The sequence below is a fragment of the Halorubellus amylolyticus genome, assembly GCF_034808145.1.
Classification (GTDB): Archaea; Halobacteriota; Halobacteria; order Halobacteriales; family Natrialbaceae; genus Halorubellus.
The window spans coordinates 231909-245344 of the sequence record NZ_JAXHGM010000003.1; the positions used below are offsets into that span (position 1 = coordinate 231909).

14 protein-coding genes are annotated in these 13436 nt (G+C 66.6%); 5 read left to right on the forward strand and 9 right to left on the reverse strand.

Translation table 11 applies throughout. The features are described 5' to 3' along the window. Positions 1 to 40: 40 nt before the first annotated feature. On the reverse strand, positions 41 to 478 hold the full coding sequence (locus tag SM754_RS09965) for a universal stress protein (protein WP_323676077.1): 438 nt from the start codon (positions 476 to 478) through the stop codon (positions 41 to 43). Positions 479 to 610: 132 nt separating this feature from the next. Here SM754_RS09965 and SM754_RS09970 point away from each other — a divergent pair, with 132 nt between their 5' ends. Beyond that, a complete protein-coding gene (locus SM754_RS09970; protein WP_323676078.1) occupies positions 611 to 1702 on the forward strand; it encodes a hypothetical protein in 1092 nt (363 codons plus the stop codon). Positions 1703 to 1869: 167 nt separating this feature from the next. Then, positions 1870 to 3762 carry a cation:proton antiporter domain-containing protein gene (locus SM754_RS09975; protein ID WP_323676079.1) on the forward strand — a complete coding sequence of 631 codons (1893 nt, stop codon included), beginning with the start codon at positions 1870 to 1872 and terminating at the stop codon, positions 3760 to 3762. A gap of 63 nt (positions 3763 to 3825) precedes the next feature. Here the strand turns inward: SM754_RS09975 and SM754_RS09980 are convergent, their stop codons facing one another. The 6 genes from SM754_RS09980 to SM754_RS10005 form a co-directional block, all read right to left on the reverse strand. Further along, a complete protein-coding gene (locus tag SM754_RS09980; protein WP_323676080.1) occupies positions 3826 to 4206 on the reverse strand; it encodes a DUF8055 family protein in 381 nt (126 codons plus the stop codon). Positions 4207 to 4254: 48 nt separating this feature from the next. Continuing rightward, on the reverse strand, positions 4255 to 5931 hold the full coding sequence (locus SM754_RS09985) for an FAD-dependent monooxygenase (protein WP_323676081.1): 1677 nt from the start codon (positions 5929 to 5931) through the stop codon (positions 4255 to 4257). 18 nt (positions 5932 to 5949) lie between these two features. After that, positions 5950 to 7602 (reverse strand): electron transfer flavoprotein subunit alpha/FixB family protein, encoded by a 1653-nt coding sequence (locus SM754_RS09990; RefSeq protein ID WP_323676082.1) that lies wholly within the window; start codon positions 7600 to 7602, stop codon positions 5950 to 5952. Between the two features lie 2 nt (positions 7603 to 7604). After that, positions 7605 to 8459 carry an electron transfer flavoprotein subunit beta/FixA family protein gene (locus tag SM754_RS09995; protein WP_323676083.1) on the reverse strand — a complete coding sequence of 285 codons (855 nt, stop codon included), beginning with the start codon at positions 8457 to 8459 and terminating at the stop codon, positions 7605 to 7607. A gap of 325 nt (positions 8460 to 8784) precedes the next feature. Then, positions 8785 to 9114, reverse strand: a complete 330-nt coding sequence (locus SM754_RS10000; protein WP_166042126.1) for a 4Fe-4S dicluster domain-containing protein — start codon at positions 9112 to 9114, stop codon at positions 8785 to 8787. A gap of 257 nt (positions 9115 to 9371) precedes the next feature. Further along, a complete protein-coding gene (locus tag SM754_RS10005) occupies positions 9372 to 9566 on the reverse strand; it encodes a hypothetical protein (protein ID WP_323676084.1) in 195 nt (64 codons plus the stop codon). Positions 9567 to 9769: 203 nt separating this feature from the next. On the opposite strand from SM754_RS10005, the gene msrA reads away from it, so the two are divergent. Together msrA and SM754_RS10015 are read left to right on the forward strand one after the other, a co-directional pair. After that, positions 9770 to 10312 (forward strand): peptide-methionine (S)-S-oxide reductase MsrA, encoded by a 543-nt coding sequence (gene msrA / locus SM754_RS10010; RefSeq protein WP_323676085.1) that lies wholly within the window; start codon positions 9770 to 9772, stop codon positions 10310 to 10312. 214 nt (positions 10313 to 10526) lie between these two features. Beyond that, positions 10527 to 11102 carry a DoxX family protein gene (locus SM754_RS10015; protein ID WP_323676086.1) on the forward strand — a complete coding sequence of 192 codons (576 nt, stop codon included), beginning with the start codon at positions 10527 to 10529 and terminating at the stop codon, positions 11100 to 11102. Between the two features lie 272 nt (positions 11103 to 11374). Here SM754_RS10015 and SM754_RS10020 read toward each other — a convergent pair whose 3' ends face one another. Next, on the reverse strand, positions 11375 to 11656 hold the full coding sequence (locus tag SM754_RS10020) for a DUF7521 family protein (protein ID WP_323676087.1): 282 nt from the start codon (positions 11654 to 11656) through the stop codon (positions 11375 to 11377). After that, positions 11653 to 12030: a helix-turn-helix domain-containing protein gene (locus SM754_RS10025; protein WP_323676088.1), complete on the reverse strand. Its 378-nt coding sequence runs from the start codon at positions 12028 to 12030 to the stop codon at positions 11653 to 11655. Before SM754_RS10025 ends, SM754_RS10020 begins: the two co-directional genes overlap by 4 nt. Before the next feature lie 235 nt (positions 12031 to 12265). Between SM754_RS10025 and SM754_RS10030 the strand changes: the two genes are divergently transcribed. Further along, positions 12266 to 13411, forward strand: coding sequence for a multicopper oxidase domain-containing protein (locus SM754_RS10030; protein ID WP_323676089.1), 1146 nt, complete (start codon positions 12266 to 12268; stop codon positions 13409 to 13411). Positions 13412 to 13436: the final 25 nt, after the last annotated feature.

Sequence of the window (13436 nt, forward strand, 5' to 3'; positions counted from 1 at the left end):
CCCTCGCTCGCGGACGACGGTTCCGCTTATCATCACTCCCTCACTCGCGGACGACGGTGACGGTCGTCGGTGCCTCGGCGACGACGGTCGTCGCGACGGTGCCGAGCAATCGGCTCGCGAGCCCGGAGTTCCCGCCGTGGCCGCCCATGACGACGTGGTCGACCCCGTTGTCCTCGGCGTATTCGACGATGGTCTCGGCGGGGTCGCCGGATTCGACGGCGGTGTCGACGTCTCGCCCCGCCTCGGCGGCGCGGTCCCGGGCGCGGTCGACGAGGCGTTCGGCGCGCTCGCGGGCCTCGTCCTCGCGGCCGCTATCGGTGACGTCGTCGAGGATACCGCCCTCGCTCATCGGCGCGTCGAGCGGGACGACGACGTTCAGGACGGTGACGTCGCAGTCGAACGTCTCCAGCGCGTGGTCGAGCGCCGCGTCCGACAGCGGCGACCCGTCCAGCGGGACGAGTACGTGCGAAGGCGCCATTCGTTCCACCTCGGCGCGGACGGCACAAGTAACCTGCCCTCCACCGACCGCCCCTCGGAAGAGCATGCCTCGACCAAAATCGTCCTTTCACCGTCCCGAAGGCACTTATCAGCGGCCAGACGAGTGTGCGGTATGCGACGCCGTGCCCTCCTCGCCGCTCTCGGGTCGAGCGCGGCCACGAGCGCGCTCGCCGGATGTCTCGACCCGGCCGGGAGCGGACCGACGACGAACGGAACAGACGCACGCGACGACCCGACCGAATCGGGGACGCGGACGGACGTGGCGACGAGCGACGGTTCGGTCTCGACGTGCGAGCCGTCGACGCCGACGTTCGACGTCGCGGACGTCGGCACGGACGGCGACCACGACGAGGCACCCGAGGACGCGGAGTTCGTCGTCCGCGACGTGGTGACGTCGACGAGCTACGACCGCCCCGAGACGCGGTTCGTCCTCGAACCGGACGCGTTCTACTCCGAGGCCGCCGTCGAGCGCGAACGAGAGAACGGCGACGACGAGATCGTCGTGGAGGACATCTCCGAGATAGACGACGCGACGGTCCGCGAGGCGATCCGGACCGCGGTCGAGACCGGTGCGTGGCGCGCGGACGAACTGCCGAACGATCTCCGCGAGACCGTCGAGCGCGTCGACTTCGTCACGGGCGTCTCCGAGGGCGACACGTACACGCACGTCGGCGTCGCTCTCCACGAGTTCCCCGTGGACGACCCGCCGGCTATCGAGTTCGGCGCTGGCGTCGCGAACCGCTACGTGACGCCGAACTCGCCGGGGACGGTCGCGCTCTGGCTCGCGAACGCCCGCGAGGAGGAACTCGCGGTGACGTCCGGAGCGGTGCCGCCGTTCAGTATGCTTCGCCCGGTACTCGCGGACGGGGACGGTGGCACTGGCGACGGCAACAGTGGCGGCGGTAGCGACGAACGGTTCATCCTCTGGCGGGACTACGTCGAGGAGTCGGACGGGTGCTTCGGACGCCGGGACGGGGACTGGATCCGCTGTGACATCGGCGTCCAGACAGGCATCCAGGCCTGTGATTCGGTCGTCCGCGAGTACGAAATCCTCCCGAGTACGACCGGAACGTACCCCGACGAGACCGTCCCGCCGGGCCCGGGGAGGTACGAGGTCTCGGGGAGCGTCGGGTACTCGCACGCCCCGCATGGGCCGAGCGTCGAGCTCGAGTACGTCGTCGCGTTCACGCTCGAACGCGTCTGACCCCGAGAGACTCCAACACTCGAACGACAGGCCTTCCGCGGATTCCGCAGCGCGACAGGTCGCTGAGAGGCAAAGAGGGATATAGCTGGCGTCCACTCTTCGTAACCGAGTCAGAGGGACACGATGACAGCCGCGACTGAGTCCGTTCCGTCCGTCGAGTATCGACGATGAGTGCTTCCATCGAGATCGTCGCGGTCGTCGTCACGATACTGGGTATCGGAGTGGCGGCGCAGGTCGTCGCGGACCGACTCAAGGTCCCGAGCGTCCTCTTCCTCATCATCGCGGGGGTCGTCGTCGGTCCCGAAGGCGTCGGCCTCGTCGACCCGGCCATCTTCGGCGATGCGCTCTCCGCGATCGTCGGTCTGAGCGTCGCAATCATCGTCTTCGAGGGCGCCTTCCACCTGCACCTCGACCGACTGCGGGAGGCACCGCGGGAGACCCTGCGACTCGTCACCGTCGGGGCGTTCGTCTCGCTGGTCGGCACCGCCGTCGTCGTCCGGTACGCACTGGGGGCGTCGTGGGACGTGTCGTTCCTCGTCGGCTCCCTGCTCGTCGCGACCGGGCCGACGGTCATCACGCCCATCATGGACATCGTTCCCGTCAGGGACCGGGTCGCGTCGACGCTCGAGACGGAAGGCGTGGTGAACGACGTGACGGCAGCGATCCTCGCGCTCGTGATGTTCGAGTACGTCCTCCTGGGTTCGAGCGGTCTGCCGACGTTGGTCGAGAAGTTCTCGGTGCGACTGGGGCTCGGCGTGCTCGTTGGGTGCGTCGTCGCCGGCGTCGTCTGGTACCTCCTCAATCACGTCCACCTCTCCGTCGAGAACGCGCCGCAGAACGCTCGCCTCATCGTCCTCATCGCGGCGCTGGGAGCGTACGGGCTCGCGGAAATCCTGGCCGCGGAGACGGGTAACGCGGGCGAGCTCGGGTCGGAGTCAGGTATCGCCGCCGTGGCCGCGGCCGGGTTCGTCCTCGGGAACGTCTCGCTGCCGTACCGCGAGCAGATCGAGCAGTTCAAAGGCGACGTCACGCTCGTCGTCCTGACGTTCGTGTTCATCACGCTCGCGTCGCTCCTCACGCTCAGCGACCTGACCGGGCTTGGCCTGGGCGGGGTCGTGGCGGTCGTCGCGATCGCCGCGGTCGTTCGCCCCGCGCTCGTGTTGCTGTGCACGGCCGGAGACCGGTTCGTGTTCGCCGAACGGCTCTACATCGCCGCCATCGGTCCTCGTGGCATCATCCCGGCGAGCGTTGCGACGCTGTTCGCACTCGAACTCGGGCCGGAGAACCCCGCGGCGAAGACGCTCGTCGGCGCGGTGTTCCTCGTGATCCTCGCGACCGTGGTGATTGAAGGTGGGCTGGCGCGTCACATCGCGCAAGGGTTGAACGTGATTCCGATGCGAGCGATAATCGTCGGGGGCGGACGCGTCGGTCGGGCGCTCGGAGAGCGACTCGAGGACCGCGGCGAAGAGGTGCTGATCGTCGAATCCGACGACGCGGTCGTCGAAGACCTCCGGAGAGATGGGTTCTCGGTCCACAAGGGCGACGGCTCGCGGAAGGACGTGCTCGAACGCGCGGGCGCCGACAACGCGAAGGTGATCGCGGCGTCGACGGCCGACGACGACGTGAACCTGTTGATCGGGCAGCTCGCGAGGAACACCTTCGACGTCGAGACCGTCGTCGCCAGGGTCAACGACCCCGACAACGTCGACGCGTTCGAGGACCTCGACGTCGAAGCGATCTCCAGCGGGATGTCCATCGCGTGGTCGATGGACAACGTCATCGAGCGACCGAGCATCGCGCGCTGGATGACGGAACTGGACGGCGAGGGGGACGTCCAGGAGGTCGAGGTGACGAGCGACCGAGTGGTCGGGACGTCGGTCGCGGACCTCCAGTCCGAGCTCCCGGCGGACTGTCATCTGGCGCTGATCGCGCGAGCGAGCGAGAACCGGCTGCCGCGCCCCGAGGAGACCATCGAGCGAGGCGACCACCTGACGTTCATCGGGCGCAAGGCGGCCGTCCGCGAGGCGCGCGACCACTGCGACGGCTCCGGCGTACTCTGACGTGGACGCCGTCGAGACGTGGACGCCGTCGGGGCGCGAACGCAGGTAGCCCGCGGGGAGTGGTCAGTCGTCGGGCGGTTCCGTATCCACGCCGGTGAGGACGGCGGCGGTGTCGACGGCGTCGTGCGTATCCAGTAAGGTCTCGGCGGCGGTGCGGACGGTGACGCCTGGATTGCAGTCGACGCCGTGGCACGCCGCGAACAGTTCCAGGTACGCGTTCAGGCCGGTTTCGAGGGCGTCGAACGCGTCCCCGTCGAAGTACACCCACGAGTCCTCGGTGCGCGCCTCGATGTACACTGCCGCGGCTTCGCCGACGCCGTCGCGCGCGAACGCGGTCGCTCGGTCGCGATCGGGCGGGTCCGCGGGCTCGTTGAACCCTTCGCGAGCGCTCGCGGCGCGCTCACGGAGTGCGAACGCGCGGGCTTCGTAATCGTCTCGCTCCATCGGAGGGCCGTCCGACGACCCGTCGCCTGCGGCGTCGGCCACCCGCGGTCACCCCTGCTTGTACTCGACGCCCTTGTTCCCCGCGGGGTGGTTCCAGTCGGTGTCCGCGACGACCGCGCACGTCCCGCACTCGACGCACGGCTGGGTGTCGAGCGAGACGACCTCCTCCTCGCTGCCGTTCGTCTTCACGGTCTCCGAGCGGTAACAGCCGCCGCCGAAGTCCTGCGCGCTCACCGGACACGCCGACACCGCCGCGCCGCTCGCGGCGTAGGACTCGTCCAGTAGCTCGATGTGCGGGTCGCCGACGTCGTACGTCAGGTCGCCGATGCGGTCGTCGAGCGCCGGCGGCTCGACCGTGTTCTCGGCGGTGACGCGGTCGCCGAGCGCATCCCCGAGAACCGTCGGGAGCGTCACGTACGGCGTCTTCGTGTCCGGCATCAGCATCGACAGGAACGGCGACGAGTACGCGCGCTCGATCACGCCGAGGCTGTCAGCGACCTTCAACCCGAACCGTCCGACGGGCGACTGGAGGAGCGAGTCCGTGAGGTCCGTGACCGCGTCCCGTTCCCCGAGCGCCGCCGCGACCTCGTAGCGCTTCGGGCGGAGCTTCCCCATCACGCCCTCGTCGTGGAGCTTCCGCTCGTAGAGCTCGCCCGCGGTCGGCTCCGTCTTCCGGCTCTTCCGGGCGCGCGATTCCACGAACGCCTCGGCTGCGAGCGCGCCGGCCGTCACCGCGTGATTCATCCCCTTGATGATGGGACCCTGGGCCTGCATCTGGCCGGCCGCGTCGCCGACGAGCAGGAGTCGACCGCGATGCGGGCTCGTGTGCGCGACCTTCTTCGAGTCCGGCACGAGCTTCGCCGAGTACTCGAGCTCGTCGTACTCGCCGTCGAAGTACTCCGCGAGCATCGGGTGCGTCAGGAGCGCGTCCAACAGCTCGTGAGGTTCCGCCTCCTCAGCGACGAGACTGTCCAGGTGGAAGACCGTCCCGACCGAGAGCGTGCTCTCGTTCGTGTACACGAACCCGCCGCCGCGGACGCCCTCGAACAGGTCGCCCGAGAACAGGTGGGCCGCACCTTCGCCCTCGCCGATACCGAACCGCTCCTCGACCGCACCGTCGGGGAGGTCGACGACCGCCTTCACGCCCTGGAACCACTCCTCGGGCTCTTCCCAGTCCATGAGGTTCGCCTCGCGCGCCAGCTCGCTGTTCACGCCGTCGGCCGCGACCACGAGGTCCGCCTCGATGGGGTCGAGCTCCTCGCACGTGACGCCCTTCACCTCGCCGTCCTCCTGGATGAGGCCGTCGACGTGCACGCCCGTGACCACGCCGCCGCCGGTCTCGCGAGTTCGCTCGTGCACGCGCTGCTCTAGCCACGAGTCCATCTTCCGGCGCAGGACCGCGTCCGACCACTCCGTGTCGTGGTCGTGGAGACCGGTGATGTCGTAGGACTTCACCTTGCTGCCAGCGACGTTGTGGATATGGTACTCCGTGATCGGGCGCTCGCTCGCGTACTCGCGGAAGCCCGGGTAGAGGTCGTCGATCGTGTACGGCGCCGACTCCTCCGCGTAGATGAGGCCGCCCGAGACGTTCTTCGACCCGGCCTCGACCCCGCGTTCCAGGACGAGCGTCTCGACGTCGTTGTCCGCCAGTACCGCCGCCGCTGCGGCGCCGCCGGGACCGCACCCGACGACGACCGCCTCGTAGTGTTCTCTGTCGTCAGTCATGATGGAGTTCTTGGATCGTCAGTCGTCGCTCGCCGCTATCTCGTCGAGCCGTAGCTCGCCCGATTCGACCGCCTCGGTCAGTCGCGGCAGGACCTCGAAGAGGTCGCCGTGCACGTAGTAGTCCGAGAAGTCCCGGATGTCCGCGTCCGGTTCGGTGTTGATCGCGATGATGGTGTCGGACTCGTCCATCCCGACCTTGTGCTGGATGGCGCCGCTGATGCCCGCAGCGACGTAGATGTCGGGTTCCACCACCTGTCCGCTCTCACCAATCTGTCTGTCCTCGCCGATGTACTGTTCGACGTGGCCGTCGAAGCTGTACGAGGACGTGATGACGCCCCGGGAGAGTCCGAGTTCGGCGTCCTCGAACGCGTCGCGGAGTTCGAGCCCGAGCTCGATGCCCTTCGTCGGGTCGTCGCCGATGCCGCGACCGAGCGCGATGACGACGTCGTAGCCGGTCAGGTCGATGCCTTCCTCGAGCGTGTCGAAGTCCTGAACGTCGGCGCGGAACCACTCGTCGGGCGCGTCGAGGTCGCTGTGCACGACCTCGCCCTCCCGCTCCGCGTCGGCTTCGGGAATCTCGAAGCTCCCGGGGATGACGCTCCCGCCCTGCGGATGGAAGTCCCGATGCGGTTTGTCCAGACAGAGGATGGTCGAGTACTCGAATCCGGAGAAGTCCGGGCGCTTCATGTGCAGGACGCGCTCGAACTCGCGCTTGCCCTGTCCGCCGGTCTTCGCCGGGTTCGAGATGACGGTGTCCTCGATGTACAGCCCCGAGCAGTCCGACGCCAGCCCGGAGTCGAGCTCCGCCTGCACCTGCGCGGACAGGTCGCGGCCGTTGTTCGTCGCCGGGAACAGCACGTACCGCGGCTCGTCGTAGTCGTGCCAGTCGCGCTCGGGCCGGTCCTCGCGGCCGTACTCGTGGCCGTCGCCGCGCACGATGTCACAGAACACCTCCGCGTACGCCTTGTGCTGGAAGCGAGCCATCCGCTCGTCCTCGTGGACGACGACGAGGTCCGCGCCACACGCGATGCAGTCGTCGACGTGCCCCTCGACGTCGTCACCCATGAGGACCGCGACGACGCGCTCGTCGGCGTCGTACTGGTCGTTGTAGTCGTCCATCAGCTGGCGGGCCTTCCCGAGCATCTCCAGGCTCACGTCGACGAGTTCGCCCTGCTGGGTCTCGCAGTACACCCACATGTCGCGGTAGTCGCCGTCGTCGATACCGTGGACGTACTGCTTGTCCTCGGTCGGATGGTCGAGGTCGGGATACTTCTCCTCGGGCGGGACGTACTCCGCCTCCTCGCCGTCCTCGCTCGACTCAAGCTGGTCGAGCCGGGACTGGATGCGGTCCTTCGCGGTCGACCGGTCGTCGCCCGCCTCCTCGCGCTCCAGCATCCCGCGGAGCGCGTCCGCGTCGTCGACGTCCCGGACGAGGTTCGCCATCTCCGCGACGGTGTACTCGCCGGGGTCCAGTTCCGTGTAGTCGATCGCGTCCTCGTCCTCGTCATGGAGCTTGTCGATACGGCTCTGGACGAGGGTCTTCACCGCGTCCCGGTTCTTCCCCTCCTTCTCGCGTTCGAGGACCTCCTCCAGGTCGCCGGCGTCCTCGACGTCCTTCACCTTCGGGCCGAGTTCGCTGATTTCGAAGTCGTTCGGGTCGAACACGGCCATCGTCAGTCACCTCCCGCGTACGGCGCCAGTTCGTCCACGACCTGCTGCATTCCCTGGGAGTCAGTAGGGTCGACGTCGGTCGCCTCCCGCTCGCTGGGCGCCTTCGGGATGGGGTCGACGCCGCCGACGATCGTCGGCGACCCGTCCAGCCCGATGAAGTCCGGGTCGAGGTTCAACTCCTCGTGGTCCCACACCGTCATCACGGACTCGTGGTCCTCGGCGCGCTCCTGGGTCTCCTCGCGGAGGTCCTTGTGCAGCAGGCGGTGTTCTGCGCGCCGGTACGTCGCCTCGAACTCGGGGTCCGTGACGACGAACGCCGGCAGTTCCGCCTCGACGGTCTCGATCTCCTCGACGTCGCCCTGGACGAGTCGTTTCGCGCGAACGACGCCCTCGTCCTCGTCGACGTCCAGCGAGATGACGTGCGTGAGAACCGGCCAGTCCATGCACCACGCCGCCTGCGGGCCGGTGTGGCCGGTCTCCCCGTCAGCGGTCTTGAACCCCGCGAACACGAGGTCCGGTCGTTCGTCGAGCTTCTGGATGCCGGTCGCGACCGTAATCGCGGTCGCCCACGTGTCCGCCGCCGCCATCTCGCGGTCCGAGAGCAGGACGCAGTCGTCGCCGTACACGTCCTCCATGCCCTCGCGGAGCACGTCGCCGTACCCCGGTGGTCCCATACTCATCAGTGTGACGTCACCGCCGTGCCGGACCTTCGTCTGGAGCGCCGCTCGTGCGGCGTGCTTGTCGTTCGGATTCATCACCGTGGGGGTCTCTCCGCGTTCGAGGTGGCCGTCCTCGTCGAACGACACCACCCCCTCGCGGAAGTCCGGGACCCCTTTCGTCAGTACGACGGAATACATGCTAAATCTCACCTGGAGTGTGTTCGACTAGCATGGCGGACGGAGGGATTATCACTGTGTCGGTGGGTATCATATATCGAGGACGGAACCGAGTTCCTTCACCTCGCGGTACGCGACACCCCACGCCACGCACCCACGTCGACGCGCTACGAGATGGTCTCAACGCGTCGCCACGACATACGACCGGCAGTCGCACTACTACCGGACGAGCACCGATTGCTCCACTATCGAATCAGAATCCGCCGCTTCACTGCTGTCCGGGCCAAAAGTCGTCGCCGGACCAGAGGGTACGGAGTCGTCGCGAACGACCGCAGGAGAGCGGGCGTCAGCTCCGACCCGCGCGGCCGGGGTCGACGTCGATGGCGTCGACGGGACAGACGTCGACGCAGAGCATGCAGTCGATACACTGGCTCTCGTTCGCCGGGTCGGCCTTGATCTCGCTCTCGGGATGGTCGGGCGTGTCCACCCACTCGAAGACGTCCACCGGACAGTCCTCGACGCACGCACCGTCGGCGATACAGATGTCGAAGTCCACCGCCACGTGCGTGCCGTGGATACCGAGTTCCTCCGGTTCGTCAACCGGTCCCCATACGTCGTGGCCGTCGTGCTGCTCGACGACGTCGCGGTTCTGCTCGAAGTTCGGGTCTATGGCCATTGGTACCTAACTACACTCGGGCTTACTACTTAAAACTTCGACAACGGAACACCGGTATCCGCAAGCAAGCGCCACGGCCGAACGCGTTCGACAACCCCCGGTTCGTATCCGACGATTCGCGGCGACGACCCTGAACTTCACGGTTCGGTTCCGGTGTCGAGCGAACTGGCACCGTCGAGACAGCCAGTCCACGACCGAACTCTCGTCCACCGTCTCGGTCGTCGTTCGACAGCGAGAGACCATCCCGGTCTTCACCGTTACTCGTCGCTGGCGGGCCGTTCGTCGACATCATCCGACGACGTCGCAGCTTCCAGGCTTCCCAAGAACCCGAGCGCAGCGAGGAGAATTCCTGCAATCGGGAGGAGAGATGCATCGATCCCGTACTTCAGTAGCCAATCGCCGAACACGACGAGCGCAATCCCGAAGAGGATGGCATCTCTTGACAGAGACATAAGTTTTCAGTCCCGGAGCTGTAATATATTTCTTCTTCACTGTCGAAGGAGCTGGACCGAAGGGTCCGTGCCCTGATTCAGCCGCTTCCGGTCGGATACTGGGCACAGACCGAACTGGTTCGTCGCCCCCAGCACGAGACTGTGAATCCGGAACGGCCCGCCGGCGAGACAAGCCTTTACGCCGCGCAGCCCTACGTCGACGTATGAGCGATACCGAGATAGCGACGTTCGGCGGCGGCTGCTTCTGGTGCGTCGAAGCCGCGATGAAGGAACTCGAAGGCGTCCACGGGGTCACGTCCGGGTACGCGGGCGGGCACGTGGAGAACCCGAGTTACCGCGCCGTCTGCTCCGGCGATACCGGCCACGCCGAGGTCGTGCGGGTCGAGTTCGACCCGGAGACCATCGCGTACGAGGACCTCCTGCGGGTGTTCTTCACCATCCACGACCCCACGCAGCTCAACAAGCAGGGCCCCGACGTCGGCACGCAGTACCGCTCCATCGTCCTCTACGAGACCGACGACCAACGCGACCTGACCGAGGCGTTCATCGCGGGGCTCGCGGACGAGGACGTGTACGACGACGACATCGTCACCGAGGTCGAGCCGCTGGAGACGTTCTACGAAGCCGAACCCAAACACCAGGACTACTACGAGAAGAACCCGAACGACCGCTACTGCACGTTCCACGCCGACCCGAAGATCAAGAAGGTCCGCGAACAGTTCCGCGACCAGGTCAACGCAGACTGACATCGCCGCGCCTCCGGAAGCCTCCATCCCCCTCCGCGTCCGGACAATGCTTCGTCGTCCGGACGACCCTTCCTCTCCCGAGTACTCCCTTTTCGTTCGAGTCGCGGTTCACGTCTGCGGCGAGGCGGTCGCGGCGCGTCTCGGTTCTCTCATCCCGAGAACCACGTTCTCTTTATAAGGGGTCGGGTATCGTCTCTCTACTCGGAGAACCACTATGTCATCCATTCAATCCAGCAAGCAGTCCGCGAACAGGTTCGAGAGCACGCTCGGCGGCATCACCGTCAACGGCCAGGCACACTCACTGAGCGCGTGGTTCGTCCTCGCACTCCGTCTCGTGTTCGGGTACGCGTTCCTCTCGTCGGGGCTCGACAAGGTCCTCGCGTCCGGCTGGACCGCGCAGGGCTACCTCGCCGGCGTCGCCGCCACGAACGGCAACCCCCTCGAGGGGATGTTCGCGTGGATGGCTGACACCAGCTGGTTCGTCTCGTTCGTCGACGTCGCCGTGCCCTTCGGGGAACTCCTCATCGGCCTCGGACTCATCGTCGGCCTCCTCGTCCGCCTCGCGGCGTTCTGGGGCGCGTTCATCATGACGATGTTCTACTTCGGGAACTGGAGCATCGAACACGGCATCGTCAACAGCGACTTCGCGTACGTCATCGTGTTCCTCGCCATCGCCGCGTTCGGCGCCGGCCGCATCATCGGCCTCGACCGCTACGTCGAGACCTACGAGTTCGCGGACGGCCAGACGCTCCTCGAGAAGTACCCGCGCCTCGACTACATCCTCGGCTGAACGGGCGCTCGAACGACCAGCGGCCCTGGCACCGGCCGTATCCGAACGACCATCGATTCGACCCGACTTCCGCTTCCGACGCCCCTACTATTCGAGACGACGTCCCGCCTTGAGAACGCGACTCGTACGCGAAGGCGGACCGCAGCAACCCGTCAGCGACGAGAACGCACCGGTCGAAGGCGGACCGCAGCAACCCGTCAGCGACGAGCACGCACCGGTCGAAGGCGACCACAGCAACCGGCCGGCGTCGAGCACGCACCGGTCGACCGTCGTCACTCGGAGTACAGCGAGTACGTGATGATGGCGAACCCGATAGCCGTCAACGCGGACTCGATGACGAGCGCAGTGTTACGCTCGAACCCGGTCGGGAACTGGTCGAACACGCCCGCGAGCAGCGACCCGAGCGTGATGACGCCGAACCCGACCGCGAGATACCCGAGCGATTGCGCGCTCGTCCGCCGGTACGCGCGATAGGAGAGATACGAGATGAGCCCTCCGAGAGCCAGCGTGATTGCTTTCAGTGCAACGACCAGGGCCGGTGTGTGACTGCTCATGTTTCCTTACGTACCTCGTTCCAGAGTTGTGCGAGTTGCTCGTCCGCCGACTGTGCGGGCCGCGAGATACTCACGTCGAACTCGCGGTCGTCGGTCAACCCGATCTCGACCGAGTCGAACGCGAGCACGTACTTCGTCGTATGGTGCCCGTCGGACCGGATCTCGGTTCGCTCGTCGAGTATCGACGCTTCCGTCAAGAGGTCGAGTTTCCGGTAGGTCGTCGACAGCGGGATGTCGGTCTCGTCCGACACCTCGTTCGCCGTCATCGCCCCAGACATCGCTTGCACGATCTTCCGACAGTTCGGATCGTCGAGCGCGTCGAGGACCGCCTGCAGGTCCGGTTCGGCGTCGTCAACGAACGGGTCCCGCACCATCTGTATCGCTCTGCTCGGGGCGCCCTGAAAAACCTGCCGACGTGCCGTCCCTCGCACGTCCATCGAATCGAGGACCGCGAGGACCGCAACGGTACCGGACCGACGACATTCCCAGGGGTCGAACCGAACCCGTTCGGGTCAGCCCGGTCGTATTCCAGCATGCTGAGAACGGTTTTTCGCCGACGAGAATGAGCGATGCCGGGTTCAAGTAGGGGTCGTAAGGTGGAGGTGTACAATGACGGATCGTTTCGGCGCTCCCGGCACTGGCGTATCGCGGCGCGAATTCGTAGCGGCGACGGGTGGTATGGGTGCGATGGCACTCGCAGGTTGCACGACCGCATTCGAGACGGATCAGACGACGACCACGACGAACGACGTCGGCTCGACCACCGCGGACCTCCCGGAGACCAGTCCGCCCGAGGTCGTGAACGTCGACGAACAGGGCGGTTCGGTGACGGTGAAGTCCCAGCCCGCTGTCCACAAGCCTCATCCCGGCGACGCCATGGGTGGTCCCGTGGAACTCCCACGGGTTTGGGCGTTCTCCGCGGACGACGGCGACCCGAGCGTCCCCGGCCCCATCATCCGGACGACCGAGGGCGAGGACATGGAGGTCACGCTCGACAACACCGATGGGAAGCGCCCGCACACCATCCACTTCCACGGCGTCACCAAGCAGTGGAAGGACGACGGCGTCCCGACGTCCACGGGCATCCGGGTCGACCCGGGCGAGAAGCACACGTACGACATCCCCGCGAACGTCCCCGGCACGCACATCTATCACTGCCACTACCAGACTCAACGTCACATCGAGATGGGGATGTGGGGTATCTTCCGCGTCGACCCGAAGGGGTACGAGCCCGCTGACAAGGAGTACTTCCTCGGGTTCCGCGAGACCGACTCCAGCCTCTCCCGGCAGATGGCCGGCGAGGACGCGTCCTACGACCCGCGTAACCGGAACCCGGACACGTTCATGGTGAACGGGAAGTGCGCGCCGCGCACGCTCCATCCCGAAGACGGCAGCCCGGTGATCGTCGAGCAGGGTGACACCGTCCGCCTCCACATGGCCAACGGCGGCTACATGAGTCACCCGATGCACATCCACAACCATCGCTTCAAGCGCATCGAGAAGGACGGCGGGAAGATACCGGAAGCCGCCCAGCACGAGATGGACGTCACGAACATGGCGCCCGCCGAACGCCACACCATCGAGTTCGAGGCCGACGCCGACCCCGGCATCTACCTGATGCACTGTCACAAGGTCAACCACGTGATGAACGGGAGCTTCTATCCCGGCGGGATGCTCGGCGGCGTCGTCTACAAGGACGCGATGGACACGGACATCTTCAAGCAGCTCATGGAGTACGCGGGCTACGAGGGCTGAAACGCTAGCTAAGACCGGTGAAACA